General features: G+C 65.7%; 26 protein-coding genes. 12 read left to right on the top strand and 14 right to left on the bottom strand.

The window, feature by feature from the left end; all coding sequences use genetic code 11:
• Positions 1-161: 161 nt before the first annotated feature.
• Both RID42_00995 and RID42_00990 read left to right on the top strand, forming a co-directional pair.
• Positions 162-1,079 carry a sulfite exporter TauE/SafE family protein gene (locus tag RID42_00995; protein ID MEQ8246234.1) on the top strand — a complete coding sequence of 306 codons (918 nt, stop codon included), beginning with the start codon at positions 162-164 and terminating at the stop codon, positions 1,077-1,079.
• Positions 1,076-1,828, top strand: a complete 753-nt coding sequence (locus tag RID42_00990; GenBank protein MEQ8246233.1) for a TIGR02186 family protein — start codon at positions 1,076-1,078, stop codon at positions 1,826-1,828. Before RID42_00995 ends, RID42_00990 begins: the two co-directional genes overlap by 4 nt.
• Before the next feature lies 1 nt (position 1,829).
• On the opposite strand, the gene RID42_00985 is transcribed toward RID42_00990, so the two are convergent.
• The 12 genes from RID42_00985 to RID42_00930 all read right to left on the bottom strand — a co-directional run bounded on the left by RID42_00985 (position 1,830) and on the right by RID42_00930 (position 15,669).
• On the bottom strand, positions 1,830-2,054 hold the full coding sequence (locus RID42_00985; protein MEQ8246232.1) for a sulfurtransferase TusA family protein: 225 nt from the start codon (positions 2,052-2,054) through the stop codon (positions 1,830-1,832).
• Positions 2,055-2,094: 40 nt separating this feature from the next.
• The gene (locus RID42_00980; GenBank protein ID MEQ8246231.1) at positions 2,095-2,670 is read right to left on the bottom strand and encodes a TlpA disulfide reductase family protein; all 576 of its coding nucleotides are present in this window, start codon (positions 2,668-2,670) and stop codon (positions 2,095-2,097) included.
• A gap of 11 nt (positions 2,671-2,681) precedes the next feature.
• Positions 2,682-4,859 (bottom strand): protein-disulfide reductase DsbD family protein, encoded by a 2,178-nt coding sequence (locus RID42_00975; GenBank protein ID MEQ8246230.1) that lies wholly within the window; start codon positions 4,857-4,859, stop codon positions 2,682-2,684.
• An 83-nt stretch (positions 4,860-4,942) separates the two neighbouring features.
• On the bottom strand, positions 4,943-6,577 hold the full coding sequence (locus RID42_00970) for an HD domain-containing phosphohydrolase (protein MEQ8246229.1): 1,635 nt from the start codon (positions 6,575-6,577) through the stop codon (positions 4,943-4,945).
• A 140-nt stretch (positions 6,578-6,717) separates the two neighbouring features.
• Positions 6,718-6,963 (bottom strand): hypothetical protein, encoded by a 246-nt coding sequence (locus tag RID42_00965; protein ID MEQ8246228.1) that lies wholly within the window; start codon positions 6,961-6,963, stop codon positions 6,718-6,720.
• Between the two features lie 122 nt (positions 6,964-7,085).
• Positions 7,086-8,360, bottom strand: a complete 1,275-nt coding sequence (locus RID42_00960; protein MEQ8246227.1) for an MFS transporter — start codon at positions 8,358-8,360, stop codon at positions 7,086-7,088.
• 50 nt (positions 8,361-8,410) lie between these two features.
• Positions 8,411-10,009: an FAD-binding oxidoreductase gene (locus RID42_00955; GenBank protein ID MEQ8246226.1), complete on the bottom strand. Its 1,599-nt coding sequence runs from the start codon at positions 10,007-10,009 to the stop codon at positions 8,411-8,413.
• A gap of 57 nt (positions 10,010-10,066) precedes the next feature.
• Positions 10,067-11,806 (bottom strand): alpha/beta fold hydrolase, encoded by a 1,740-nt coding sequence (locus RID42_00950; protein ID MEQ8246225.1) that lies wholly within the window; start codon positions 11,804-11,806, stop codon positions 10,067-10,069.
• Positions 11,807-11,839: 33 nt separating this feature from the next.
• The gene (locus tag RID42_00945) at positions 11,840-13,393 is read right to left on the bottom strand and encodes a class I adenylate-forming enzyme family protein (protein ID MEQ8246224.1); all 1,554 of its coding nucleotides are present in this window, start codon (positions 13,391-13,393) and stop codon (positions 11,840-11,842) included.
• Positions 13,383-14,012: an isochorismatase family cysteine hydrolase gene (locus RID42_00940; protein ID MEQ8246223.1), complete on the bottom strand. Its 630-nt coding sequence runs from the start codon at positions 14,010-14,012 to the stop codon at positions 13,383-13,385. Before RID42_00940 ends, RID42_00945 begins: the two co-directional genes overlap by 11 nt.
• 12 nt (positions 14,013-14,024) lie before the next feature.
• Positions 14,025-14,654, bottom strand: a complete 630-nt coding sequence (locus RID42_00935; GenBank protein MEQ8246222.1) for an isochorismatase family cysteine hydrolase — start codon at positions 14,652-14,654, stop codon at positions 14,025-14,027.
• Between the two features lie 25 nt (positions 14,655-14,679).
• Complete coding sequence (locus RID42_00930) at positions 14,680-15,669, bottom strand: amidohydrolase family protein (GenBank protein ID MEQ8246221.1); 990 nt, start codon at positions 15,667-15,669, stop codon at positions 14,680-14,682.
• 169 nt (positions 15,670-15,838) lie between these two features.
• On the opposite strand from RID42_00930, the gene RID42_00925 reads away from it, so the two are divergent.
• Genes RID42_00925 through RID42_00910 form a run of 4 tightly spaced genes read left to right on the top strand, consistent with a single transcriptional unit; the run spans position 15,839 to position 18,419 of the window.
• Positions 15,839-17,254 carry a UbiD family decarboxylase gene (locus tag RID42_00925; GenBank protein MEQ8246220.1) on the top strand — a complete coding sequence of 472 codons (1,416 nt, stop codon included), beginning with the start codon at positions 15,839-15,841 and terminating at the stop codon, positions 17,252-17,254.
• A 22-nt stretch (positions 17,255-17,276) separates the two neighbouring features.
• Positions 17,277-17,483, top strand: coding sequence for a hypothetical protein (locus RID42_00920; GenBank protein MEQ8246219.1), 207 nt, complete (start codon positions 17,277-17,279; stop codon positions 17,481-17,483).
• Between the two features lie 10 nt (positions 17,484-17,493).
• Positions 17,494-17,967 (top strand): UPF0262 family protein, encoded by a 474-nt coding sequence (locus RID42_00915; GenBank protein MEQ8246218.1) that lies wholly within the window; start codon positions 17,494-17,496, stop codon positions 17,965-17,967.
• Between the two features lie 5 nt (positions 17,968-17,972).
• Positions 17,973-18,419, top strand: coding sequence for an arsenate reductase ArsC (locus RID42_00910; protein MEQ8246217.1), 447 nt, complete (start codon positions 17,973-17,975; stop codon positions 18,417-18,419).
• Between the two features lie 59 nt (positions 18,420-18,478).
• Here RID42_00910 and RID42_00905 read toward each other — a convergent pair whose 3' ends face one another.
• Entirely contained in the window at positions 18,479-19,150 is a 672-nt protein-coding gene (locus RID42_00905; GenBank protein ID MEQ8246216.1) for a hypothetical protein, read from the bottom strand.
• 195 nt (positions 19,151-19,345) lie between these two features.
• A complete protein-coding gene (locus RID42_00900) occupies positions 19,346-20,338 on the bottom strand; it encodes an NAD(P)H-binding protein (GenBank protein MEQ8246215.1) in 993 nt (330 codons plus the stop codon).
• 101 nt (positions 20,339-20,439) lie between these two features.
• Between RID42_00900 and RID42_00895 the strand changes: the two genes are divergently transcribed.
• The 6 genes from RID42_00895 to RID42_00870 all read left to right on the top strand — a co-directional run bounded on the left by RID42_00895 (position 20,440) and on the right by RID42_00870 (position 25,482).
• Entirely contained in the window at positions 20,440-21,321 is an 882-nt protein-coding gene (locus RID42_00895) for a LysR family transcriptional regulator (protein ID MEQ8246214.1), read from the top strand.
• Positions 21,322-21,487: 166 nt separating this feature from the next.
• Positions 21,488-21,706: a translation initiation factor IF-1 gene (infA, locus tag RID42_00890; GenBank protein ID MEQ8246213.1), complete on the top strand. Its 219-nt coding sequence runs from the start codon at positions 21,488-21,490 to the stop codon at positions 21,704-21,706.
• Positions 21,707-21,718: 12 nt separating this feature from the next.
• A complete protein-coding gene (locus RID42_00885; protein ID MEQ8246212.1) occupies positions 21,719-22,336 on the top strand; it encodes a Maf family nucleotide pyrophosphatase in 618 nt (205 codons plus the stop codon).
• Positions 22,329-23,810 (top strand): Rne/Rng family ribonuclease, encoded by a 1,482-nt coding sequence (locus RID42_00880; GenBank protein ID MEQ8246211.1) that lies wholly within the window; start codon positions 22,329-22,331, stop codon positions 23,808-23,810. Before RID42_00885 ends, RID42_00880 begins: the two co-directional genes overlap by 8 nt.
• A 113-nt stretch (positions 23,811-23,923) precedes the next feature.
• Positions 23,924-24,970, top strand: coding sequence for a ribosome small subunit-dependent GTPase A (gene rsgA / locus RID42_00875; GenBank protein MEQ8246210.1), 1,047 nt, complete (start codon positions 23,924-23,926; stop codon positions 24,968-24,970).
• 122 nt (positions 24,971-25,092) lie between these two features.
• A complete protein-coding gene (locus RID42_00870) occupies positions 25,093-25,482 on the top strand; it encodes a DUF983 domain-containing protein (protein ID MEQ8246209.1) in 390 nt (129 codons plus the stop codon).
• The last annotated feature ends 25 nt before the right edge of the window (positions 25,483-25,507 follow it).

The following is a 25,507-nucleotide window of genomic DNA, read 5'->3' as shown; positions in this document are numbered from 1 at the left end:
TTCTTACTAGGGAACGGGGCGGTGCGATTTGAGATGAAACAATGTCGGCGGTGCGCCAACTCTTTTATTATGCGACGCACCAGCGCATAATCCAAATTCATCTTGTAGTTTTTCGTAGCCCTGCGTCCGGCCTGGGACGCCCGGCAGGTTCTTGCCGTCGCATGCAGATCTATTTTCCGATCGCCGAGATATCGTTGAACGTCTTCGTCGTGTTGGCGATGGGCGGCGGCGTCGGATTTCTCTCCGGGTTGTTCGGTGTCGGCGGCGGGTTCTTGATGACGCCGCTGCTGATTTTCATCGGCGTACCGCCCGCGGTGGCGGTGGCGACCGAGGCCAATCAGATCGTCGCGGCTTCGGTCTCCGGCGTACTCGCCCATTGGCGGCGCGGCAACGTCGACATCAAGATGGGGCTGATCCTGGTCGTCGGTGGCTTCATCGGTTCGACAGTGGGCTCGTTCCTGTTCAAGTTGCTGCGCGAGATCGGCCAGATCGATCTGGTGATTTCGCTGTCCTTCGTGGTGGTCCTCGGCGTCGTCGGCACCTTGATGGTGATCGAAAGCGTGCGCTTGATCTTGCGTTCGCGCAAAGGGACCTACCGCAAGAAGGCGCACCAGCATTACTGGGCGCACGGCCTGCCGTTCAAGATGCGGTTCCACAAGTCCAAGCTCTACACCAGCGTGATCCCGCCGATCCTGGTCGGTTTCTTCGTCGGCTTGCTGGCCGCGATCATGGGCGTGGGCGGGGGCTTCATCATGATTCCGGCGATGATCTATTTGCTGGGGATGCCGACTTCGGTGGTCGTTGGGACCTCGCTGTTCCAGATCATCTTCGTCACCGCGAACGTGACGTTCCTCCATTCGATCAACACTCAGACGGTCGATGTCGTCCTGGCGGTGCTGTTGCTGGCAGGCGCGGTGATCGGTGCCCAGTTCGGCGCGCGGGTCAGCAGCAAGCTTCGCGGCGAGCAATTGCGGGCATTGCTTGGCGTGATCGTGTTGGCGGTCTGCGCCAAGTTGATCGTCGACTTGGTGTTCGAGCCCGGCGATTTGTTCTCGATCGGCGAGATGATCGCCGAATGACCCGGGTCTTCGCCGCATGTTTTTGTATGACCCTGGGGATCACCCTGGCGGCGGGCGGCGCGACGGCACAGGGACTGGTTGCCGACATGTCGTCTGATTCGATCTCGATCACCTCGAACTTTACCGGGCAGGACATTCTCCTGTTTGGGGCAGTCGATGGGCCGAGCGACGTCGTGGTCGTGGTCGAGGGGCCGCGCGAGGACTTGGTGATCCGCCGAAAGGCTAGGGTCGGCGGGATCTGGATGAACCGGCAGTCGGTAACCTTCCGGGACGTGCCCGCCTATTACGCGGTCGCGTCGAGTGGCCCGATCCAAGATATCGCGGCGCGCGCCGTGCGGGCACGGCACCGGATGGGCGGTACCTATCTCGATTTGGACGTCAAGGGCGATGGGCCGGCGATGGCGCCCGAGGAACTGGCGCAATTCCGCGAGGCGATCCTGCGCAACAAACGGCGCGACGACCTTTATTTCGAGGCCGAGGGCAGCGTGCGGTTCCGCGAGCGGTTGTTTCGGACGTCCATCGTGTTTCCGGCCAACGCGCCGGAGGGCGACTATACCGTGCACACCTATTTGCTGCGCGGCGGCGCCATTGTCGATCAGCAGTCGAGCCCGCTCGCGATCCGCAAGGCCGGTCTCGAACGCACGATTTTCGACCTCGCCCACGATCATCCTGCGCTCTATGGGATCATCGCGATCGTGATCGCGCTGGCCAGCGGCTGGGTGGCGGCGACGGCGTTCCGCCGGAGCTAGATCAGGCTTTTTTCCTAAGGACGAAGCGAAAGACGCCGTCGGTCTCGGACCAGGATTCGAGGGTGTTGCCGGTGGTCTGGCAAAAGGCGGGGAAGTCCTTAACCGCGCCGGGGTCGGTCGCGAGCACCTCGAGGGTTTCGCCGGGGGCCATCGACTTGAGCGTCTTCTTGGCGCGCAGGACAGGGAGCGGGCATTTGAGGCCCTTGAGGTCGAGGCTTTGGGTCATGGTGGCGATCCTAGCGGCACCTGGCGTGGGCCGGAAGCGGTCAGCCGCGGTTGTCGATGAACCAGCGTAGGAGGGCGAGGGCCTCGGGCGAATCCCATTCCGCACCGCCTTCGAGGCGGCCGACTTCCTTGCCCCTGCGGTCGAAAACGACCGTGGTCGGCATAACGTTGACGCCCATCGCCCGACTGGCGGCGCCGCGCGGGTCCAAATAGAGCGCGAGGTTGTCCAGCGCGAGACGCTTGGCGAAGGGTGCGGCGATGGCCTCGCCGCCGGTATCGATGTTGATCGCGACGACGGTGAAATCGTCGCCGCCGAGTTCGGCTTGCAGGCGGTCGATCGAAGGCAGTTCGCGCACGCACGGCGCGCACCAGGTTGCCCAGAAATTCACCATCACCACTTTGCCGTTGAAGTCGGCGAGCGAGACCTTGCCGCCCGTGGCGTCGCGCCACTCGGTTTGCGGCGTGGGGCGCGGCGCGAGGACGAAGTGTTGCACCTGGCCTTCGACGCGGGGGCCGGCGCCGGTCTTGGGGCCGGGCTGGAGCCCGAGGTAGAGAACGATCGCTACGGCGGCGGCGAGGATGCCGCCCGCGGGAAAGGCGAGTTTCTTGAGTGCCATCGTCGGTCCTCCTACGAGCCGCCGGCCAGAACGTTGCGCCCCGAGGCCTGGAGGAATGTCTCAATGACGACGCTTTCTTGCAAGACCTCGGGCAGGGTCAGGCCGTTCGGGGCGACCGGGCCGTAGACCACGTTGAAGGGAATACCGAAGCGATTGAAGCTGGCGAGGTAGCGCGCGATGCCGTCGTCCGGGTTAGTCCAGTCCGCGCGCATCGCCACGACGTCGGGATCGTTGAGGAGGTCGCGGGCGGTGCCCCGGTCGAGGACGAGGCGCTTGTTGACGAGGCAGGTGATACACCACTCGGCGGTGACATCGACGAAAACGGTCTTGCCGTCGGCCACGAGCGTTGGGATCGCCGCCGGATCGAAGGCCTGCCAAACTTCGTCGTTGTCTTGGTCGGCCTGCGCCACCGCGTTGCCGACCTGCGGTGCCGCGACAGACAGTAGCGACAGGACCACGACCGCGGCCACGGCGGCGGGGCGGAGCGCGGCGGGCAACCTGGCGCGCACAAATAAAATAGCGACGGCGAGCGCCATCAGGGCGGCGAGGAAATAGGCGCTGGCCGGATTGACCTGGAAGGCGAGGATCGAGAGCAACCACAGCGCCGTGCCGATGAGGGCGAGCCCGAGGATAGTCTTGACGATCGTCATCCAGCGGCCCGGACGGGGCAATTTGGTCGCGAGCCGCGGGAGGGCGGCGACCAGCAGGAAGGGCGCGGCCATACCGACGCCCAGGGCGAGGAAGATCGCGGCGATCTCGGCTGGGCCGCGGGCCAGGGCGAAGCCGACGGCGGTGCCGAGGAAGGGCGCCGAGCAGGGCGTTGCCAGGACGGTCGCGAACATCCCGCTGGCGAACGAGCTGCCGATCCCATGGGGGTTGGCCGGGGGCCGCCCGACCGCGCCGCCGATCCAAGCCGGCAGGCGCAGGGTGAACAGGCCCCACATGTTGGCGGCAAAGAGCGTGACGACGACGGTCATCACGACGATGAACAGCGGTTGCTGGAACTGAATACCCCAGCCGATTGCAGCGCCGCCGAGGCGCAGGCCGACGAGGACGCCGGCGAGGACGAGGAAGGCGAACACGATCCCCGCAGCCGAGGCGAGGAAACTGCGCCGGACCGGGCCCGGATCGCCGCCGCCGTGGCTGACCGCGCCGAGCAGCTTGATTGAGAGGACAGGCAGAACGCAGGGCATCACGTTGAGTATCAGGCCGCCCAGCAGTGCGAGGCCGAGGACGGCGATAAGCGGCAGGAAGGTTGTGGTTTCGCCCTGGCCCAGCGTCGCGGTCAGGGTGCGTTCGACAGCCTGGGGGCCGTCGACAAGGGTGAGGGTGAGAGCACTGCCCAGCAGCGGCGGTGCGCCGTCGCGCGCCAGGGCGGTTTGCGAAATCCCGGTTTGTAGTACCGCGCGCCGGCCGTCGTCGGTCAAGCGCACGTTCGGTTTGGCGAAGACATAGGCGGGGTGCGCCTCGACATAGACATCCGGCGCGGCGAAGGGCGTTTCGGAACGGGCGACGACCTGGAGGAACTGGCGCTCGCCAACGCCGACGATCTCGGCCCGTTCGACGGTGAGGCCAAGGCCGCCGTCGCGCGGCGGGATGCGCGAGCGGTAGGTGTTGATCAGCGGCGCATGGGCCGAAATGACCGGCCCGTCGCCGCCCATCGCGGGCAGGTCGAGCGCCATGTTCAGGGTGTGGGGGACGCAAATCTCTTCGCAGGTCAGGAAGTTGACCTCGGCCCGAACCGCGACCGGCGCACCGGGCTGTACCTGACGCGCGGCGATCGGCAACACGACTTCGTTTTTGTAGCCGAAGGTTTCCAGTTCGAAGATTTCGAAGCGCTCGGGCCGGGGCCACTGCAGGGCTGCATCGGTGAGGTTATCCGAACCGGCCCACACGATCGTCGTCGGGAACCCGGCCTCGCCGGGCGAGCGCCAGTAGATCTCCCAGCCTGGTGCGATTGCGTATTGGAGTCCGAGAACGAGGTCGCCCGCCGCATTTTCGGTGGCCGACACCAAGCGGGCGCGGCCCTGCCCGTAGTCGATCCATGGGGAGGCCGCTGTCTGGTCTTGGGGTTGGGCTTGGCTTTGGCTTTGGGCTAAGGCCGCGGGCGGGGAAAGCACGGCGGCAAGGCCGGCAACCGCGAGGGCGGCGGCGAGGGGGCGGGCGCAGGCGCAAAGGCGGAAAAGCATGACTTATTTATATGGGAGGTGAGGGGGGTTCGTCCCGTTCACCCACCTCACGTCCCGTCACATTGTTGTGCCGGAAGGCGGATTCAGGGGCTGGTGAAGCGCGCCAGAACGGCGTCGACCGCGGGCAAATCGGCCTGCCAGGGTTCAAGGAAGGACTCGGCAAACCGGCGGTGTACGCCTGAGTCGACGAACAGGCGGAAAAGATCGGGGTCGATATGGTTGTTGTTGACCATGCCCACCATGATTTCCATCGTCTCGCTGAGTTTCTTGGCCTGCTTGTAGGGCCGGTCGGGCGAGGTCAGGGCTTCGAAGATATCGGCGATAGCCATCATCCGGGCGGGCACCGACATGTCGTCGCGGGTGAGCCCGCGCGGGTAGCCCTTGCCGTCCATGCGTTCGTGGTGGCCACCGGCGTATTCGGGCACCCGCGCCAGTTCCGCCGGGAACGGCAGGTGCTGCAGCATATCGATGGTGACGACGATATGGTTGTTGATCATGTCGCGTTCTTCGGGGAGCAGGTTTCCCCGTCGGATGGTGAGGTTGCGCACCTCGTTTTCGGTCAGCACCGAGCGACGTTCACCGTTGGCATCGGTCCACACTCGGTTTTCGGCGATGGCGTGAATGCGCGCGACGTCCTCGTCGGGCATGTCCTCGACGCCGAGATTGGATTGGAGGACGACACGGAAGTCGTCTTCGATGCTGTCGATCTCGCGTTCGAACGCGGCGCGTTGGGTGGCCTCGTCTTCGCCCGGGGTGACGCGTTTGAGGAAGGCGATTTCGGCGTCGCGTTTGAGGATTTCGAAGCGCAGGCGGACCGTCTCGATCCGGTCGTAAAGGGTGTGCAGCTTGGTCGCCTTGTCGACGACGTATTCGGGCACCGCGACCTTGCCGCAATCGTGGAGCCACGCGGCGATGTGCAACTCGTAGCGCTCGTCTTCGTCGAGGGCGAAGTCGGCGAAGGGGCCGTCGTTGGCGGCGCAGGCGGCGTCGGCGAACATATTCATGATCGCCGGGACCCGCTGGCAGTGCTCGCCGGTGAACGGCGATTTCGCGTCGATCGCGGCGGCGATCAGACGAATGAAGGAATCCAGGAGACGGCGCTGGGCTTCGAGCAGCAAACGGTTTTCGAGCGCGACCGCGGCCTGGGAGGCAAGCGCCTCGGCCAAGGGTTCGATGGAGGCCGGGAAAGCCACGACGTCGCCGCGCGCGTCCTGCGCGTTGATCAGTTGGAGGACGCCGATCACGTCGGCCCGGCTGTCCTTCAGGGGCAGTGTCAGGAACGAGGTCGAGCGGTAGCCGTTGGCCTCGTCGAAGGCGCGGGTGCCGCTAAAGTCGAAGGTTGTCGCCCGGGCGATATCGGGAATGTTCATCGTCCGTCCGGTCAACGCGACGTGGCTGACGACCGTCGCGTGGTTCTCGCGGCCCGCGGCGTCCTTCAGAGGGATCGCTGCAAAGGGCGCCTTGATCCCGGTCGACCCGCCGATGGCGGTGCCGAGCGAGGTGGTGCGGACGATCGCGAAGTCGAGTTCGTCGGCCTTGTTGCGCAGGTAGAGCGTACCGCCGTCGGCGCCGCAAAACCGCATGGCTTCGATCAGGATGCGTTCGAACAGCCGGTCGCGGTTGCGCTCCGCAGACAGCGCCGTGCCGATGTCGATCAGTTTTTCTAAAAGTTCCGCCCGGCCAAGTTCGACCGTGGCCCGCCGGACCTGTTCGTCCATAAGGCAGTCATTCCCCTTCGGATACCGCACATCCGCTGACCCAGAAGGAATCTACCCTCTAGCAGACGGCGATGGGGAAGAAAAAAGGCGCCGCTCTGAGTAAGAGCGACGCCCGAGGAGGGGATGAGTAGAAGAGAGGTTCAAACGGTCAGGTCGACGTAACGGCCTAAACCCAGCGGCACATGTCGTTCTTCGCTGGAACCGCCGAAGGATCGCTCGGCATTTTGCTCTGCGGTCCGGGCGGTCCGGTGAAGATTTTGCGACGCCAAATGGTCGGCCGTTTCACGAAGATGCGTACCCGCCTTGGAAGCGGCCTCGAAACCGCCAGGTTGCGATGCCTGCTTCAGCATCGCAGCGGCCAACTCAAGGGCAGGTATGCTTTCCATCGAAACCAACCTCGTTGTGAGCAGGACACGGAAGAATTCCGCAAACCCGTTCTAGCGAGGATGAGGGTAGGCCTGGGGCCCTTAAGGAATGGTAAACGGGTTAACGGCGGCCCGGCCTGGCTTCAATCCTTGGCTTGGCGGGCTGCGTCTTCGCTGGGTTTGACGTCTTGGGCGCGGCTGTAGACCGCGAGGGCGACGATTTGCAGGGCGGCGAGGAAGCCGAACATCACCCGATAGGCAACCTCGGGCGTTTCGCCGGCTTCGGTGACGAAAAGGCCGATGATGATCCCGGTTGCCCACTGCACCACGGCTGCACCGAGGAACACCGAGGTGTTGTTGGTGGTCATGCCGCGCCCGACCAGGCGTTCGGGGAAGATTGCGCGGCCGTGGGTGGTGATGATGACGGTGTAGCCGCTGATGAAGCCGAAGGCGACGAAGATCGCCGCGACACCCCACAGCGGGAGTGCCGGTGATAGGGCTAGGATCAGCAGGATGGTGATCGATGCGCCGGCGCCGAACACGATCAGGCCTTTGCGGGTGTCGAGGATTCGGTCGAGCCGCCCGTAGGTCAAGTGACCGAGGACCTGGCCGAGCGTCATCAGCAACAACACATTGCCGCGCGCCACCGGCTCCAACCCGTAGACCTGCGCGAGGTAGGGGCCGCCCCATAGAGCGGTGATCGCGAGCACGGCGGCGTAGCCGACCGAATTGATCGAGACGATGAACTTGAGTTGCGGATTGCGCAGCACTTCTCCCAGGCCGCGCGCGACTTGGCGCAGGCTTTCGGGGCTGCGACGGTAGTAGGGGTGGCCGGGCGGCGCGTCGCGCACCACGATCAGGGCGACGATTCCGAAGACCAGGGTGACGGCGGCCATGATGATGAACGCCCCGCGCCAGCCCGCGATTTCGGACACCGCCGCGAGCGGCGTGGTCGCCAGCAACGCGCCCAGCGTGCCCATCGCGACGAAGAACGAGGCGACGGCGGCGAAGCGGTCGGGCGGGAACCAGCGGGTGGCGACGACCAGCGAGCCCATCAGGATGCTGGCCGTGCCCATGCCCATTAGCGTGCGCCCCAGGGTGAGGCCGAAGGCCGTGTCGGACAGTGCGAAGACGAGCGCCCCGGCGACCGCGAGGATCAGCAGCAAGGGCACCACCAGGCGCGGGCCGTAGCGGTCGAGCAGGATGCCGACCGGAATCTGAAACAGCGCGAAGGCGAAGAAGAAGGCACCCGACAGCGCGCCCATCGCCTCGGCACCGATGCCGGTTTCGGCCATGATGTCGGGCGCGATGACGCCGGTCGATACGCGGTAGAAGTGCGCCAGGATATAGACCGCGCACAGCCCGGCGATGATCGGGACCGCGCGGCGCAAATGGGACGGCGGTGCGGGAGGCGTCATCAAGGCTGGTCCTAGGGCGGCGCGCGGGGCCCGTGTCGGTGGCGGTGTCCCTAGTCGAGCCCGAGCGCGCCTGGGTTCATCATGCGCGCCGGATCGACGTAGTTTTTGATCGCTTCGAGCAAAGCATAGGTGTCGGGGTTGCGGCCTTCGCGGTAGCGATAGGCCTTGCCGATCTGGAAATGCACCGCGCCGAATTCCTTGAACAGGTCGGCGAGGCCGCTACGCAACTCGGTCACGGCGGCGCGGGCCGCTTCGTCGGCGGGGAAGGTCTTGAGCTTGCCGATGTAGTCCTTGCCGAGATAGCGGTCGTGATAGGCGTGCCGGGCGTCCTCCCAGAAGAACACCGGTTCCATGAGGAAGGTCTGCTGGGCGACCGCGCACATCAGGTAGCCCCATTCGATGCCGTGGCGATCGACCAGTTCCTGGCGGGCCTCGAAATAGTCGTGCACGGATTTGACCAGCGTGGCCGCGCGCGAATGGGGCACCAGGGCATGGATCGGCACCCAACGCTGGCCCTCGGGTCCGAGCATGCTGTTGGGCGGGACGAAGGGCGTGGCGCGCATGATTTGCGGCAAGCTCGCCTGGATCTCCTTTCCCTTGCGGTCGCCGCAGACCTTCTTGGCCTCGGCGACCATGGTCTCGACGGTCTTTTTGTCATAGCCGTCGATCACCAGGTGCAGCGAGTATTCGACGCCCTCGAACATGCGCCTGCCGCCGGCGGCGACCTTGGCCGCGCCCTTGACGCCGTCGAGCAGCGACTTGCCCGAACGGGCGACGTTGGCGAGGCGTTTGACGTCGGTGAGCAGGCCTTCGCGCTTGAGGCGCTGGCCTTGCAGATAGGGGTCGAAGGCAAAACATTCGGCGGCGAGGCTGCGGCGCGAGACTTCGCCCATCGCCGCGGTGACGTCGGCGGCCTCGTCGAAGGCGAAGGATAGAAAGCGGGTTTCGGTCGGGAAGGGAATCAAGCGCAACACGACCTTGGTCTTGAAGCCGAGCGCGCCTGCGTCGGCGAGGAAGAGGCCGGTGAGGTCGGGGCCGTAGCTGCGGAAGAAAGGCGAGGGGTTAAACGGCGTGGCCCACGAGCCGGTCTTGAGGATACGACCGTCCGAGAGGACCACTTCGAGGCCGAGGCAACTGTCGGCGGCGGTGCCGTGCAGCCCGGAGCCGAAAAAGATGCTGTTTTGCGACATCGCGCCGCCGACCGTCGAATACATGCCCGACAGCGCGCCGAAATAGGGCGCGCGCAGTCCCTTCGCCTTGAGCGCGTCGAATACCTGGAGCCAGGTGCAGCCAGCCTCGACGACGGCGTACATGTCCTCGGCATTGATTTCGACGATCCGGTTGAGACGCTGCAAGTCGACCACGACGGACTTTGTGCTGGCCGGCAAATAGGCGTCGGTATAGGAGAGCCCGCCGCCGCGCGCGATGACGGCATAGCCCTCGGCGCTCGCCGCTGCGGCCGCTGCGGATAACTCCTCCGGCGTAGCGGGCTGGATGACGAAAGCCGCCGGGTCGGCCTCGCGGAAGACGTCGCTGGAAAAGAACTGGCGGTCCTTGGGGTCGGTAAGGACATGGTTGTTGCCCAGAACCTGGCGCAGCCGGGCTTCGAGGGCGCTGGCGGTCGGTGTGGCGGTGGCGGTGTCGCTCATGTCTGGCTCCCTCTGCGCGGGGGCCGTAGCGCCGCCCGTCTCGTTGGTCCGATCATGTCACGCGCGGCGCGACGGCGGCAAGGCGGGCCGCGTCAGGAACTGGGTAAGCTGTGCGGCGAGGGCCGACAGGTCCGGTGCACAGTTGGCGCTCTCTCCGTGGCATAGTCGTGCAACCTGCGCGGCTGTCGCGGCGAAGACGTCGCCCGTTTGCGAGACGACGAGAACCGGCGTGCGAATCTTCGCCAAGTCCGTTTGCGGCTGATAGCGGAGCATCGCTTGCGTAGTAAGGCCGTAGGTCGGCCACGCCTTCAATACGTCGAGAACGCGATCCTGCAGTTCCGCCGCCGATAGGTCGAAATCGATTCGCCGGATGGCCTGCCGGTCGCGCCGATACCACGGCCAATAGATCGACGCATCGCGGAGCATCAACCACGTCCGGTAGAGATGCGCCCCGTCCCATGTCGGAGCGATGGACGGGGTCATGTCGGTCGCGATCGCCCGCCGTTCCGCCGCAGGCAGGAGCATGACGTCATGGAGAACAAGCCGTCGAACCAGCTTGGGATAGTGCGCGGTCATACTCAATGCCACTGCGGCGCCGCTGCCCCGCCCATAGAGGTCGATCCGGGCCGGCCCGCGGGCGCGGAGGAACCGGGCCATTTCGGCGGCGTAGTCGTTTATCTCGGGCGCCGCCATGGGGAGCGGTGTGGAGTCGCCGTTGCCGGGAAGGTCGGGCGCCAGGACGATACGACCGGGCGCAAAGGCCGCGACAAGCGGCGCCAAGTTTCGCGACGACCCTGGTCCGTCGTGCAGCATGACGAGCGGGGTGTCGCCCTCAGCCCCTCGTCGCCGCACCAGAATTTGGCGACCGCCGGACCGGTCGGCAAAGAATCGGGTTGTTCGGCCAGGGATTGGTGTCGGCAAGCAGTCCGCGGGCGGTCGGCCTTTGGCATACCCGTGCAGCGCCGACGACAACGCCTTCCAGTACCGCTTCATGTCGCGATCCAAACGCACAATTCGCTGGCGACGGCGCAAAGGGGGCAGCATGTCGAGGCAGTGAAACAGCATGCTGTCTTCGCGCGCGCTGAAGGTGGCCGGTACGGTGAGAGTCTCGACCGCCGCGCGGGCGCGGTAGCGGAATGCAGCCTCGACCACGACGCGCAAGTCGTCGCCGGCGCGAAAGTTGTCGATGATCCCGGCATGCATCGCGGTCGGCGGCGGCATGTTGATGTCGCGTCGCGCGGCGGCCTTGCGGTTGTACCAGGGAAACCAGAAGACGTGATCGCGGACGTGGGACCATGTCGAAATCAAATGGCTGCCATCCCACTTGGCCGCGAAAGGCATCAGGTAGTAGGCCTCGTCGCCCTCGTCCGTGCGCACGATGCGCGTCATGTCGGCAACCTCGGCCCGGGTGAAGATCGGCAAACTGTCGAGGACCACGCCCGAAACCCGCTGCGGATATCGGTTGGCTAGTTCGAGCGCGATGCACGATCCCGTCTTGGTCCCGAAGACGGCGGCCTTGGGTATGTCCAGGGCGTCCATCGTCGCGGCCAGGGCATCGGCGTAGTGGCGGATTCCCGGTTTGCGTCGGGGAAGGGCGTCGGAATCGCCGCACCCGGGTGTGTCGAAGGCAAACACCGTGCACGTCGTCGATAGGGCGCTGATGAGCGGGATAAGGCCCGCGGACGATTGGGGGGATTGGTGGATCAGGACGACCGGCGGCCCCTTGCCACTCCGCCGGTAGTGAACCACGCGATCGCCGACGTGGACAAAGCGGCGGCGAATGAGGGGTCGTGCCATACGGTTCTCCGCCCCCGCGGCGCGGTGGCGCGCCTAAAGGCTGCCGTCGCGGGCGCGGTCGCGGAGGTCGGTTTTGAGGATCTTGCCGCCGGCGTTGCGTGGCAGGGCGTCGAGGTAAGCGAAGGTCTTGGGGATTTTGTATTTGGCGAGGCTGGCGCGGCAGTGGGCGGTGAGTTCGGCGTCGGTGACGTCGCCGCGCTTGACGATGACGGCTTTGACCGCTTCGCCCCATTCCTCGTCGGGGACGCCAATGACGCTGGCCTCGGCCACGGCCGGGTGGGCGACCAGGACTTCTTCGATCTCACGCGGGAAGACGTTGACGCCGCCCGAAATGATCATGTCCTTCTTGCGATCGACCAAATAGAGATAGCCTTCTTCGTCGTGACGCCCGAGGTCGCCCACGGTGCACCAGCCGTCGGCGGTCACCGCCTCGTCTGTGGCCTCGGGGTTTTGCCAATAGCCGTTGAACAACAGCGGCGAACGGCAGAACAGTTCGCCGACCTCGCCCTGTTTGACCTCGTTGCCGTCGTTATCGCGCAGCGACACTTCGACGGTGGCGTAGGGCAAGCCGACGCATTGTTGTTTGCGCAGTTGATCGGGCGGCCGCAGGCTGGTGACGAAGCCGCCTTCGGTCGAGCCGTAGGTTTCGTGCAGCAAGCCTTCGCCGAAATAGTCGACGATCTTTTCCTTGGTCGCCTGCAACAGCGGCGCGGCGTTGGAGATGATCGCCTTGAGTGTGGTCGGGCGATGCTTGTCGAGGGTCTTCTTGTCGAGCGCGAACATGCGGTGGAAGTGGGTCGGCACGAAGAACGTGTTGGACAGATGCATGTCGGATATCTTGCGCAGCACGATCTCGGGATCGTACTTGGGCAGGATCTCGCAGAAGCCGCCGAAGAAGATTGGCGCCATCGCAAAAGCGAAGCCGGCGCCGTGGAACAGAGGCGCCAGCGCGAGCGCGCGGTCGTCCGGCCCGTAGCAGCCGAATTCGACCCCCATCGTGTAGAAGGCGAGCGTACGTGAGCGGTGCGACAGCAAGCAGCCCTTGGGCTTGCCTGTGGTGCCCGAAGTATAGGGGATGCAAAAGACGTCCCACTCGTCGATCGGTAGCGCCGGGGTTTGCGGTTTGGCCGCGGCGATCCAGTCGTCGTAGTCCTTGCCGATCACGATGATGCGTTCGACCGTGTCGAGTTTTGCGGCGCGGGCGACGGCTTCGACGCTTTCGTGGACGAATAGAACCTTGGCGCCGGAATCGTTGCAAATGTGGGCAACCTCGGGCGGGGTGACCGACGGCGGTACCATCGCGGGCGCGACGCCGGCGTCCGAGAGGCCGGCGACGATCTCGATGAATTCGAGGCAGTTGGGCGCGAACAGCGCGGCGTGGTCGCCCTTTTTAAGGCCAAGGTCGTGGATCGTCGCGGTCGCGACGCGGTTGAAGCGTTCGATCAGGGTGGTGTAACTGAACTGCCGCTCGCCTTGCGCCAGGGCGATCTTGTCCGGCGTGCGGCGCGCCGAGGAGCGCACGCCGGTCGAGATCAAGGTCGGGCGGTAGGTCGCCGGTAGGCCGGCGATCCAGGGTTCAGGCGACATTGCTGAGTTCGACCTTCCAGGAATCGAAAACCTCTTGCTTGGTCAGGACGCGGGCGAAGAAAAAGCCCATCGTCATGAGCGCCACCTCGGCGCGGTCGTCCTCGACCTCGCCGACGGCATCGCTGACCACGAAGCAGCGGAAGTCGCGCTGCGAGGCGTCGCGCACCGTGGTTTCGACGCACATGTTGGTGGTGACGCCGCAAAACACGAGGCTTTTGATCTTCATCGCCGCCAGCACCGATTCGAGTTGGGTCGAATAAAAGGCGCTGGGGCGGTTTTTCTGAATCACCATCTCGCCCGGTTGGGGCTTCAGCGTTTCGAGGATCTCGGCATCCCAAGTACCGAGCGCGCACAGGCCCACATCCTTGAGACTGGGCATGATTTCGTTGACCACGAAACCGCCGTCCTTGAAGTCGGGCTGATAGACGTACTGGGTGTAGATCACCGGCACGCCGGCTTGGCGCGCCGCGGCGACCATGTCCTTGCAGCCGGGTTCGGCGGCGGCAAGGCGTTCATAGGGGAAGCCCAGCTTTTCCATCCGGCCGCCGGCGCGGCAGTAGCTGTTTTGCATGTCGACGACGATCAGGGCGGTTTTGTCGCGGCCCAATTCCATTGTCATTGTATTTCTCCCCTAGGCCGCGTTGCTCAGCTCGACACCCCATTCGTCGAGCACGTCGTTGACGTTCATCACCCGCGCGAACAGATATTCCATCGCCTTTAGCGCGGTCTGGCCGCGGAAGTCGTCGACCTCGCCCACCGCGTCGCGCACCACGAAGGTACGGAAGTCGCGTTGGGCGGCGTCGCGCACAGTGGTTTCGACGCAGATGTTGGTGGTCACGCCGCACACGACGATGTTCTCGATCCCCTGCGCCCGCAAATAGGACTCGAGCCGGGTGGCGTAGAACGAACTGGGCCGGTTCTTGTCGATGATGACGTCGCCCGGTTCGGGTTTCATGTCGGGGTGGATCTCGGCGTCCCAGGTGCCGTTGACGCACAGGTTGACGTCCTTGAGCATTGGCATGATCTCTTCGAGCTGCACGCCGCCGTCGCGGAAGTCGGGTTCGTAGACGTAGCGGGTCCAGAACACTGGCACGTCGGCCTTGCGGGCGCCGGCGACCAACCGCTGCACGCCGGGCGAGGCCGCGGCCAGTTTGTCCGACGCAAAGCCGAGTTGGGCCATCGAACCCTTGGGGTCGAGAAAGCCGTTCTGCATGTCTACGACGATGAGCGCGCAGTTCTCTTTGGCCAGTTCGATCGTCATCGTGTCCTCCCCTGTGAGGTTTCGGTTATCTCTTTTTGGCGGCCGCTCTCTTTTTGGCCGGCTTCGCCTTAGTGGTGGCAGGCTTCGCCTTGCTGGCCGGCTTCGCTTTTGCTTTGCGCACCGTCGCGCTGAGGCGGCGAAGCGATTTCATCTTGGAGCGTTCGTCGAGTTTGAAAATGCGGATCGCATTGTCGCGCATAATCTTTTGGTAGGAGTCGGGCCGGAAGTTCAGATCGCCGACCTCGCGCACCGCACGGATCGGGTCGATCACCGGCCAGTCGGTCCCGAACAGGAATTTGTGGGAACCGTAGGAGTTGGCGTAGTGGACCATTTGCTTGGGCCAGTGCTTGGGCGCATAGGCGTCGCCGCCGATGAAGATGTTCTCGTGCTTCCAGGCCATCGAGATCATCTCGTCGGTCCATGGCACGCCGAGGTGAATGCCGAGCAAGCGCAGTTCCGGGTAAAGAATGGACACCCGGTCCAGCGTGATCGGGCGGCCCACCGAGGGCAGCCGCCGGTCGCGTTGGTACACCAGGTTGTGGCCGACCTGCATCATGATCGGGATGTCGAGTTCGATGCACTTGGCGTAGATCGGAAAGACGTAGCCGTGATCGGGCGGCAGGTCGAACCAATGGGGGTAGTAGTGGGCGCCGACGAAGCCAAGTTCCTTGACGGCATATTCAAGTTCGGCGAGCTGTTTCATGCCCAGGGTCGGGTCGACCCCGGCCAGCCCGGAGAAGCGATCGGGGTATTGCTGGCAGACCTTGTGGACCCGCTCGTAGGAAATATGGAACGAGCCTTTGACGTTCATGTCGCCGGCGCGGGTGGCGATGAGGAGGGCGTGTTCGATACCGGCTTCATCCATCATCCGCAGGTATTCCGGAACGCCGATGCCCTTGCGCATCTTGGGGCTCATCCGGACCTGTTTCTTGAAGTGGTTGTCGATCCCGGTTTGATCGTTGCGGACTTCGAGCGGCGTGTAGAGATTGCAGACGATATCGATATGGCCGGACATGTGCTCCCCTTCTCCGGTGGGCGCCGGATTTGGGCCGGACGCCGGACGCTTTTCTAAAATTCTCGGGGAACAATCTATCGACTGACCTGGGGTCAAGCAACGTAACCGGCGGCTTGCCCTGGCGGGCCCGTATGACAGAATGCGGCCTGTTTTACCGACGGTTGGGCCGATGAGCGATCTGCGCACTTTTTTGAACGACGAATCGGCCCATGTGTGGCGGCCCGAGGGACCGGTGTCGCTGGTGCAGGAGATTACCGCGCTGCAACAGGCGTTGGATGCCCGCCAGCAGTATCCGGTGATCGAAATCCGCGAACCCCGCGGTGCCGACGGCAAGATCAATCCCATGCCGGTCGTATGTAACCTGACGGCCAGCCGCGAGCTGACGGCGCGTGCGCTGGGCGTCCAGGATCACCGCGACTTCGCCGCGACCTATGCCCAGCGCACCGCCAACCCGATCGCGCCGGTGAGCGTCGGGCGCGACGCCGCGCCGGTGCAACAGGTCGTGCTTGAGGGCACGGACGCCAACCTGCTCGACCTGCCGGTGCTGACCCAGCACGCGCTCGACCCCGGTCCGTATCTGACGTCGGCCCATGCGACGACCTACGATCCCGATACCGGGGTCGACAACACGGCGATCCAGCGCTGTTGGGTCAAGGCGCCGCGGCGGATGTCTTATTACCCCTACCCCGCGTCGCACAACACGCGGAACCTGCGAAAGTTCTGGGGCAAGGGCGAGGCCTGCCCGGTGGCGTTCTGGATCGGCCATCACCCCAAGGTCCTGCTCGGCACCCAGGCCAAGCTGTCCTATCCCGAGAGCCACTGGTCGGCCTGCGGCGGTTTGTTGGGCGAGCCCCTGCGGCTGGTGCCCAGCATCACGCACGGCGACAAGATCATGGTCCCGGCCGACGCCGAGATCGTGATCGAGGGCTGGGCGCCCGCCAATGTGTGGGAGGCCGACGGGCCGTTCGGCGAATACACCGGCTATATGGGCGCGCAGGTCGCCGCGCCGGTGTGCGAGGTGACCTGCATCACCCGGCGCGAGAACGCGATCTATCACGATTATGGTTCGGGTCACGCCGACATGCTGGTGCCCGACAACATGGTCATGGAGGGCAAGATCTACGGCATGATGAAGCCGATCGCGCCGTCGGTGCGCCGGGTCCACGTGCCGGTTTCGGGCCGCCGCTTCCATGCCTATGTATCGTTCGCCAATCCTGGGATCGGCGAGGTGCGCGATGCGTTGATGGCAGCGCTGGCCTACCGGCGCACCAAAGCGATCATCGCGGTGGACGACGATATCGATCTGTTCTCGGACAGCGACATCATGTTTGCGCTGGCCACCCGGGTGCAATGGGAGCGCGACGTGATTACCGCTTCGGGGCTGCAGGGCTCGTTGATGGACCCGTCGCTGGCGCGCGGCGCCAAGACGGTGCAAAAGGCGGGGATCGATGCAACCCTGGCGCCCTCCGAGGTGCCGGGCGCGCCGCGCCCGGTGGCCCCGCGCAATTCCGTCGGTGCGGCTGCTTTGGATGCGGCGCTGGCGCGGCTGATCGGATTGGACACAAAAGGCTGGCCCGGGCTTTAGGCTTGGGGCCAAGGGGAGCGCGATGAACGAGGACAACATCACCCGCTTGCGGGCGCATTCGCCGGCCGGCGAGAAACGCGGCAATACGTCGTGGGTGCAGTGCGCGGCCTGCGAGGGCTGGTTCCACGCCACCGAGGACATCGTCAGCCGCGGTACGGTCCAGTTGCACTGTAACCATTGCCATACCGAATTCCTGCCCGCCCAAGCGAAGAAGATCGTGCTGGCGTGAGCGCCGCGCCATGAGCGACGCCGACCGGATCGTATCGGTGACGCTGGACGACCGCACCGTGGCGCGCCGTGGCCCCGAGATCGAGCGCGAACGCAAGGTGGCGATCTTCGACTTGATCGAGGACAACACGTTCGAACTGGAGGGGCGCGCGCCGCAGGGGCCCTACGCGCTGCAGTTGTCGATCGAGGACAACCGCTTGGTCTTCGATGTGCGCACCGAGGACGCTAGCCCGGTGGTGGCGATCGGTTTGTCGCTGTCGCCGTTCCGCAAGATCGTCAAAGACTATTGGCAGATTTGCGAAAGCTATTACGACGCGATCAAACACGCGATGCCCTCGCGCATCGAATCGATCGACATGGCGCGGCGGGGCTTGCACAACGAGGGTTCGGACCTGTTGCGCGAACGCCTGACCGGCAAGGTCGCGCTCGACGACAACACGGCGCGGCGCCTGTTCACGCTGCTTTGCGTCCTTCACCTGCGCTAGACCCGATGAGCGATTTGCCGGGTTCGATCCTGTTTGCCTGCACCATGAACGCGGTGCGCTCGCCGATGGCCGAGGGTTTGATGAAGCATTATTTCGGCAATCGCGTGTATGTCGATTCGGTGGGCGTGCGCCCGGCCGAGGTCGATCCCTTCGCGGTGACGGTGATGGCCGAAATCGGCATCGACATCGCCAAGCACAAGCCCAAGGCGTTCGACGAGCTGGAGGATTCGTCCTTCGACATCGTCGTCTCGCTATCGCCCGAGGCCCAGCATTCGGCGGTCGAGATGACCCGGACGATGGCCTGCGAGCTGGAGTTCTGGCACACCTTCGATGCGACCTTCGTCCAGGGCAAACGCGACCAGATGATCGCCGCCTACCGCGACGTGCGGGACTTCCTGCAGGCCAAGATACTGGAACGCTTCGGCGCCCCCACCGCCGGCGGGGGGAGTTAGGGGCGACTATTCGGCGGCGAAAGCTTGCTTAGGCAAGAACAGTTACAACGTCGATCTGACTAGAACGGCTTGGTCGCGCCGACGAAAGCGATCAGCAGGACGATCACCCACAGAGTGCCCGCCGCGCTACCGCAGTTGAGGCGGTTCTTCTTCATCAGGATCTCGCCGCGCACGGCTTCTTCGCCGCCGGCGCGGACCATCGCGAAGATCGGCGGCCAGCGGTCGGCGGCCCGGGTAATCCAGATTGCGCTGAGGATCATGAATCCGTAGAGCAGCACCTTGGTCGAGATCCAGGCTTCGGCGAAAGGCGCGCCAGTAGCGAGCGAATAGGCGCCGAGCGCCAGGGTCGTGGCGGCGGCCGTGTACCACAGCCAGCGGTCGATCTTGTGAACCAGCGGCCCAATCGGTTTGTCGGCGGTAAGCCGGTCGGCCACCAACATCGCTAGCCATGCGATGCACACCGCCCAGATCAGGACGAGCCACCAGCCATCGACCGGCGAGCCCCACTGCACCGCCATCGTAAAGCCGAGCGGTAAGATTAGGGCGACGCAGGTGCGCGGCGCGATGTCGATCTTGCGGCGGATCTTGCGCACGCGCAGCCGCTCGTCGAGCGACAGATCGGCGCGCGTGAGCTGGCTGTCGCAGAAGAACACGCCGAGGTCGGCACCGAGCCAGTAGCCGAATAGCAGGACGTGAAAAAAGATCAGAACACCTTGCAGTCCGATTTCCATATCGCGGCCTTTCCTTGCCAGGGCGGTTCGGCGCCGAGCGGGCTTTGAGCGGTCGCGGGCGGTGCCATGCCGGTCTGTTCGAGACCGAGCATGCACGCGGCCCGCGCCGGGAATCGATGCGATGGATCAAATCGTTGGCCCAACCGCCGGGCCGCCGCGGCGCGATGGCGGCCCAGGGGAGGGGCGCTGTAAGGCTTAGGCCGTTGCGGCGGCGCCCTGCGCAGGCGCCGGTTGCCCGCCCGTCGCGGGCAGAACGTCCCGCAGACACGCGGCCAGCGGGGTCGGCTTGAAATCCGGGATCGCCGCGCGGAGTTTGGTGCTGTCGAGGGCGTGGGGCACCTGCCACAGGTAGCGCATTTCCAGGACCTCGCGGATCATCGGGGCGAATGGGGCGATCAGGCGCATGACGGCCCAGGGGACGCCGCGCACTTTAAGCGATCGACCGCTCGCGGCCTCAAGGGCGGCGACCAGTTCGTTGCCGCTCATCGTGTAGCCTTCGAAGTTGAAGGTTTCGAACCCGCCCGCTGGGGTCGAGCGCTCGGCCAAGGCCACCATCGCGCGGGCCAGGTCGGGCAGGTAGGCCCAGGCATGGGCGCGGTCGCGCGGACCGGGGTAGACCGTGACGCCGCGCGCGACATTGGCGGCGATGAAACGGTCGAACCAGTTGCCGGTCTGTGCCGCCTCGATGAAGTCGCCCGCGCGCAGGATCACGGTCGCGACGCCCTCGGCGGCGGCGGCGCGGAAGGCGTTTTCCATGTCTTCGCGCAGGGCACCTTTGCGCGTGGTCGGGCGGTGGGGGGTGTCTTCGCGCAGCACCGCGGGCATCGCCGCACCGTAGTTGTAGACGTTGCCGGGGATCATCACGGTCGCCCCCGACGCCTTGGCGGCGGCGAGCACGCTTGCGGTTTGTTTGGGCAGGTCTGTGCGCCACGCCGGGTAGGGCGGGTTGAGGGCATGGACGATGATTTGGCTGCCGCGCGCCGCGGCGGTGACGGCGGCGGCATCGAAGGCGTCGCCCTCGATCCGGCGCACCGCTGGCGGGATGTCGAGCGGCCGGCCCGGGCGGACGAAGGCGCGGACCTGCCAGCCCGCGTCATGGAACGCGCTCACCGCCGCGCGGCCCAACCGGCCGGTGGCGCCAAGAATCAAAACGGTGCGGGTTGTTTGGTGCGGTGTCTGGGTAACCATGGTGTCCTCCTATGGGTGGCTCCCCGGTAATCTGGTCATTCACTGATGAATGAATATTCCCTATTATTGAAGAATAGATATTCAAAAATGAGCGAACCAGGATGCCGGATTGGGCGCAAATGCGGGTTTTTGTCGAGGTTGCCGCCCAGGGCTCGTTGTCGGCGGCCGGGCGCACCCTGGGGATGAGCCAGCCCACGGTGGGTCGCTATATCCGGGCGCTGGAGGACGATCTGGGGGTGCGGCTGTTCCAGCGCGGCGCGCGCGGGTTGGACCCGACCGAGACCGGCGCGGAACTGTTGGAGCATGGCCGGGCGATGGCGGCGGCGGCGGACCGCTTTGCCCTGTCGGCGGCGGGGCGGGCCGATGCACTGGCCGGCACCGTGCGGGTGACCGCGAGCGTCTTTGTCGCCAACTTCACCTTGCCCGAGATGATTGCCGCGCTGCGTGTTGTCCATCCCGAAATCGAGATTGAACTGGTCGCCTCGGACGCGACCGAGAACTTGCTGCAACGCGAGGCCGATATCGCGGTGCGGATGTACCGGCCCGAACAGGCCGACGTCATCACCCGTAAGGTTGGCGATATGGCGCTCGGGCTTTACGCCGCCACGGCCTATGTCGCGCGCCGGGGCGAACCGCGCACGATGGACGAGTTGCTGACCCACGATATCGTCGGCTACGACCGGTCCGATCAAATCCTGCGCGGGTTCCGCGCCGCCGGTGCGCCCGTCGATCGACATTTCTTTGCCGTGCGGTGTGACGACCAAGTCGCCTATTGGCGGCTCGTGGTGGCGGGGGCCGGGATCGGGTTCAGCCAGGCGCGGGTCGGTGACGCCGAGCCCAAGGTCATGCGCGTGTTGCCGGACTTCGCGATCCCGCCGCTGCCGGTCTGGCTGACCGCGCATGCGGGTCTGCGTACCAATCCGCGGGTGCGCCGGGTTTACGACTTCCTCGCCGAACGCTTGGGCGCCGCATTGCGCGGATGAGCGCCGCCGCGTGTCGCGCAGTGCCGCGCCGTGGGATGCGAAACGCGCGCGATTCGCGGCGCATTGCCTGCCGTGTCCGGGATTCCGGGATTTGCGCGGAAATTCGCTTGATTTCCAGGGTCCGGCACGACTTTATGGGGCACCCAAGCCCTGGAATGGAGACTTAATGGCTAAGGAAGAAATGCTCGAGTTGAACGGCACCGTGGAGGAAATCCTCCCCAACGCCATGTTCCGTGTGAAGCTGGAGAACGAGCACGAAGTTCTCGCGCACACCTCGGGGAAAATGCGGAAGAATCGAATTCGCGTGCTTGCCGGCGACAAGGTCCTGGTCGAGATGACCCCCTACGATTTGACCAAGGGCCGCATCACGTTCCGTTACAAGTAGGATCGCCCGTCCGTGACCGCGGCCGCGGCACCCCAGCAAGACCCGGCGCCCGCGCTGGTTCTTGCCTCTGCCTCGCCGCGCCGGCGCGATCTATTGGCGCAAATCGGCTTGGTCCCGGACGTGGTCCGGGCCGCCGAGGTCGACGAAACCCCGCTCAAGAACGAACTGCCGCGCGACCTCGCGCAGCGCTTGGCCAACGCCAAGGCGCTGGCGGTGGCCCCGGGCGCGCGCGGGGACTTCGTGCTTGCTGCCGATACGGTGGTGGCGCGCGGGCGGCGCATTTTGCCGAAAACCGAAACCGAGGCCGAGGCCCGCGCTTGCCTGACGTTGCTGTCGGGTGCCGCGCACCGGGTCTTCACCGCCGTTGTCGCGATCGCGCCCGATGGCCGCCGCGCGGCCCGGCTGGTGGAAACCCGCATCCGTTTTAAACGTTTGAGCGCCCAGGATATCGCCGGCTATCTCGCCTCAAACGAGTGGCGCGGCAAGGCCGGCGGCTATGCTGTGCAGGGCCTGGCCGGGCGTTTCGTCGTTGCCCTCCACGGGAGCTATTCCGCAGTGGTCGGCCTACCGCTTTATGAAACCGCAAGTTTGCTGGAGGGGCTGGGGTACCGGCCGAACAATCATGGCTGAAACGATTCTTGTGAATGTCGGCATCGGCGAGGTGCGTATCGCTACCGCCGACGACCGCGGCCTGTCGCATCTGGTCGTCGACCGCCGCCAGGGCGGCGACGATACCGGCGTCGGTGCGATCTATTTGGGGCGGGTGACGTCGGTGGTGCCGGGGATGGAAGCGGCCTTCGTCGACATCGGCACCGAACGCGCCGGGTTCCTGTCGGCCTGGGACGCGCGCCCGCACGATTGGCGCGAGGAAGACGGCCAGCGCCGCGCCCCGCCGATCGCCGAACTGCTGCACGAGGGGCAAGCGATCCTGGTCCAGGCGACCAAGGAGCCGTTGGCTGACAAAGGGGCACGGCTGTCGACCCGAGTGTCGCTGCCGGGCCGCTATCTCGTGCTGGTGCCAGGCGCGGAGGGCGTTTTCATTTCACGCCGGATCGAAGACGAGACCGAGCGCGCCCGCCTGAGCGACGCGGTCGCCGGGATCGCCGCTGCGCGTAACCTCAAGGCTAGCTTTATCGTGCGCACCGCGGCGCGCGGCGCCGACGCCGAGGATCTCGGCGCGGACATTGCCGGTCTTTGGGATCTGTGGACTGAGGTTGCCGAGGAAGCCAAGCACGCCGACGCGCCGGCCACGCTCTATACCGATCTCGGGCCGGTCGAACGTTTCCTGCGCGATCATGTCAACGCCGCGACCCGCGCGGTGCTGATCGACGATGAGGCCGCCTGCCAAGCGGCGCGCGCCTTCGTCACCGACCATTTGCCGGACTTTGCCGGCGCGGTCGAGCGCTATAAGGACGCGGCGGACATCTTCGAGGCGCACGGTATCGCCGAGCAACTCGACGCGCTGCTTGAGCCCAAGGTCGCGCTGCCCTCGGGCGGCCATGTCGTGATCGAGGGGACCGAGGCGCTGACCTCGGTCGACGTCAATTCCGGGCGCTTCACCCAGGCCGGAACGCACCGCGAAACCGCGCTCGCGACAAACCTCGAAGCGGCGGCCGCGATTGCCCGCCAGTTGCGGGTGCGCGACATCGGCGGGCTGATCGTGATCGACTTTATTCATATGGACGAGGCGGACGACCAAGCCAAGGTGATCGCGGCGCTGGAGGAAAACCTGGTGGGCGATAAGGCGCCGGTCCGGTTGGGCGCGATCTCCGAGTTCGGCCTCTTGGAAATGACCCGCAAGCGGACCCGCGATTCGGTGCACAAGCGGTTCACCGAGACGTGCCTGGTGTGCGACGGCCTAGCGCGGGTGCCGACGGTCGAGACGGTGGCGCACGCGCTGCTGTGGCGGGCCGAGCGCGAGGGCCGGGCGGTGCGCGGCGACGTCGGCAAGCGCCTCGAACTGCATGCGGCCGAAGAGGTCATCGACTATCTCGAAGAGGCCGAACCGCTGCTGCTGGCGCTAGAGCAACGCACCGGCTGCACCGTGGAACTGGTCGGTGCCGACGATTTGGCCCGGGGCGACTACGAGGTCGTGCGGGTTTAGCTGCCCAGCCGCCGCACGATGGATTGGTGTATCCTCGAGCGAGCGGCCGCGCGAACGGCGCCCGCTGTACAGCGCGGTGCGCGGAGGCGCGAGCTGGACCGATGACAGAACCGATGGCCGACCTCGCCGATCTCGGCTGGAACACTTTTTTCCAATCGCAACTTGAACCCGGCACGGATACCGCAGCGGTACCGGCGCGCGTGATGGCGGTGCACCGCGGGGCGCTGGTCGTCGCCGGTGTGGGGTTCGACGAGCGCTCCATCCTGCCGTTCAGCGCCGATGCGGCCGACGCCACGGCGCAGGCGACGGTGGGCGACTGGTTGTTGCTCGACCGGGCAAGCGGCGAGGCGGTGCGGTTGCTCGCGCGCAAGAGCCTGTTCAAACGCCTTGCCGCGGGGACCGAGCACAAGGTGCAACTGATCGCGGCGAATATCGATGTGCTGTTCATCGTCACGTCGTGCAACCAGGACTTCAACCCGGCCCGGCTGGAACGCTATCTGGCACTTGCCGCCGATGCCGGGGTGACGCCGGTGATCGTTCTGACCAAGGCCGATCTGACCGAGACGCCGGAGGACTATGTGCGGACCGCGGCGCGGTTGCAGGCGGGGCTGATGGTGGAGACGGTGGATGCGCGGGACCCCGGCGCCGTGGGCGCGCTCGCTGCCTGGTGCGCGCATGGCCAGACGGTGGCGCTGGTCGGCTCGTCGGGCGTCGGCAAATCGACGTTGGTCGCGACGTTGAGCGGCGCCGAGATTGCCACCAAGGGAATCCGCGAAGGCGACGCGAAAGGCCGCCACACTACGACCGCGCGGATGCTGTACCGCCTGCCGGGCGGCGGCTGGCTGCTCGACACGCCGGGAATGCGCGAACTGCAATTGGGCGACGCGCGGGCAGGGATCGACGAGTTGTTTGCCGAAATCGCCGATGTCGCGGCGCGTTGCAAGTTCGGCGACTGCGCCCATGACGGCGAGCCCGGTTGCGCGGTGGCGGCGGCGCTGGCAGATGGAACCCTGGCGGCGGCGCAGGTCGCGCGCTGGCGCAAGCTTGCCGACGAGGACGCCCATAACAGCGCGACCATGGCCCAGCGCCGGGCCCATGACCGGACCTTCGGCAAGCAGGTGCGCGCGGCGGTCCGGGGCAAGAAACAGCGGCGCGAGTAGGGCGGGACGGTGTTACCGCGGCGCGCTTGCGCCTGAATCGTTACGGCGCGGTTGCGGCATACTGGCGCAACCGCGCGTTTCGGGCTTGATCGCCCGGTGCACCTGGGCGCAGGTTGGCGGCCATGACCAACGATCATGACGACGCGGCCCTGCGCCCCCGCTTTGGTGCGGCGGTACGCCGGGCGCTGCGCGGGCGCTGCCCCAATTGTGGCGAGGGGCGTTTGATGCGCGCCTATTTGAAACCGGTGGAGCGCTGCGCGGTGTGCGCCGAACGCTTCGGCCATATCCGTGCGGACGACGCCGGGCCGTGGCTGACGATCCTGCTGGTCGGGCACCTGGTGGTGCCGGCGGCGCTGCTGGTCGAACAGAACACGCAGTGGCCGGCCTGGCTGGCGATGACGGTGTGGCCGCTCGCCGCGCTCGCGCTGTCGCTGCTGGTGTTGCCGCGCGCCAAGACTCTTTTTATCGGGATCATCTGGTCGACCGGGGCACCGGGCTCGGAACTGACCTAGCGCGCGGCCCGAGCCGGGTTTGCGC

Source organism: Alphaproteobacteria bacterium (assembly GCA_040216735.1).
In the GTDB taxonomy this organism is placed as follows: Bacteria; Pseudomonadota; Alphaproteobacteria; order SHVP01; family SHVP01; genus CALJDF01.
The sequence above is the reverse complement of the archived record's forward strand: the minus strand, read 5'-3'. Positions and strand labels throughout refer to the sequence as shown.

Excerpts from the sequence above, each read along its gene's own strand:
- RID42_00970 (MEQ8246229.1), bottom strand. The coding sequence starts at position 6,577 with ATGGACGAACAGGTCCGGCGGGCCACGGTCGAACTTGGCCGGGCGGAA.
- RID42_00975 (MEQ8246230.1), bottom strand. The coding sequence starts at position 4,859 with ATGCTTTTCCGCCTTTGCGCCTGCGCCCGCCCCCTCGCCGCCGCCCTC.
- RID42_00920 (MEQ8246219.1), top strand. The coding sequence starts at position 17,277 with ATGAACGAGGACAACATCACCCGCTTGCGGGCGCATTCGCCGGCCGGC.
- rsgA (MEQ8246210.1), top strand. The coding sequence starts at position 23,924 with ATGGCCGACCTCGCCGATCTCGGCTGGAACACTTTTTTCCAATCGCAA.
- RID42_00880 (MEQ8246211.1), top strand. The coding sequence starts at position 22,329 with ATGGCTGAAACGATTCTTGTGAATGTCGGCATCGGCGAGGTGCGTATC.
- RID42_00930 (MEQ8246221.1), bottom strand. The coding sequence starts at position 15,669 with ATGTCCGGCCATATCGATATCGTCTGCAATCTCTACACGCCGCTCGAA.
- RID42_00950 (MEQ8246225.1), bottom strand. The coding sequence starts at position 11,806 with ATGGCACGACCCCTCATTCGCCGCCGCTTTGTCCACGTCGGCGATCGC.
- RID42_00925 (MEQ8246220.1), top strand. The coding sequence starts at position 15,839 with ATGAGCGATCTGCGCACTTTTTTGAACGACGAATCGGCCCATGTGTGG.
- RID42_00870 (MEQ8246209.1), top strand. The coding sequence starts at position 25,093 with ATGACCAACGATCATGACGACGCGGCCCTGCGCCCCCGCTTTGGTGCG.
- RID42_00935 (MEQ8246222.1), bottom strand. The coding sequence starts at position 14,654 with ATGACGATCGAACTGGCCAAAGAGAACTGCGCGCTCATCGTCGTAGAC.
- RID42_00965 (MEQ8246228.1), bottom strand. The coding sequence starts at position 6,963 with ATGGAAAGCATACCTGCCCTTGAGTTGGCCGCTGCGATGCTGAAGCAG.
- RID42_00995 (MEQ8246234.1), top strand. The coding sequence starts at position 162 with ATGCAGATCTATTTTCCGATCGCCGAGATATCGTTGAACGTCTTCGTC.
- RID42_00980 (MEQ8246231.1), bottom strand. The coding sequence starts at position 2,670 with ATGGCACTCAAGAAACTCGCCTTTCCCGCGGGCGGCATCCTCGCCGCC.
- RID42_00900 (MEQ8246215.1), bottom strand. The coding sequence starts at position 20,338 with ATGGTTACCCAGACACCGCACCAAACAACCCGCACCGTTTTGATTCTT.
- RID42_00945 (MEQ8246224.1), bottom strand. The coding sequence starts at position 13,393 with ATGTCGCCTGAACCCTGGATCGCCGGCCTACCGGCGACCTACCGCCCG.
- RID42_00915 (MEQ8246218.1), top strand. The coding sequence starts at position 17,494 with ATGAGCGACGCCGACCGGATCGTATCGGTGACGCTGGACGACCGCACC.
- RID42_00990 (MEQ8246233.1), top strand. The coding sequence starts at position 1,076 with ATGACCCGGGTCTTCGCCGCATGTTTTTGTATGACCCTGGGGATCACC.
- infA (MEQ8246213.1), top strand. The coding sequence starts at position 21,488 with ATGGCTAAGGAAGAAATGCTCGAGTTGAACGGCACCGTGGAGGAAATC.
- RID42_00985 (MEQ8246232.1), bottom strand. The coding sequence starts at position 2,054 with ATGACCCAAAGCCTCGACCTCAAGGGCCTCAAATGCCCGCTCCCTGTC.
- RID42_00905 (MEQ8246216.1), bottom strand. The coding sequence starts at position 19,150 with ATGGAAATCGGACTGCAAGGTGTTCTGATCTTTTTTCACGTCCTGCTA.
- RID42_00940 (MEQ8246223.1), bottom strand. The coding sequence starts at position 14,012 with ATGACAATGGAATTGGGCCGCGACAAAACCGCCCTGATCGTCGTCGAC.
- RID42_00955 (MEQ8246226.1), bottom strand. The coding sequence starts at position 10,009 with ATGAGCGACACCGCCACCGCCACACCGACCGCCAGCGCCCTCGAAGCC.
- RID42_00895 (MEQ8246214.1), top strand. The coding sequence starts at position 20,440 with ATGCCGGATTGGGCGCAAATGCGGGTTTTTGTCGAGGTTGCCGCCCAG.
- RID42_00960 (MEQ8246227.1), bottom strand. The coding sequence starts at position 8,360 with ATGACGCCTCCCGCACCGCCGTCCCATTTGCGCCGCGCGGTCCCGATC.
- RID42_00910 (MEQ8246217.1), top strand. The coding sequence starts at position 17,973 with ATGAGCGATTTGCCGGGTTCGATCCTGTTTGCCTGCACCATGAACGCG.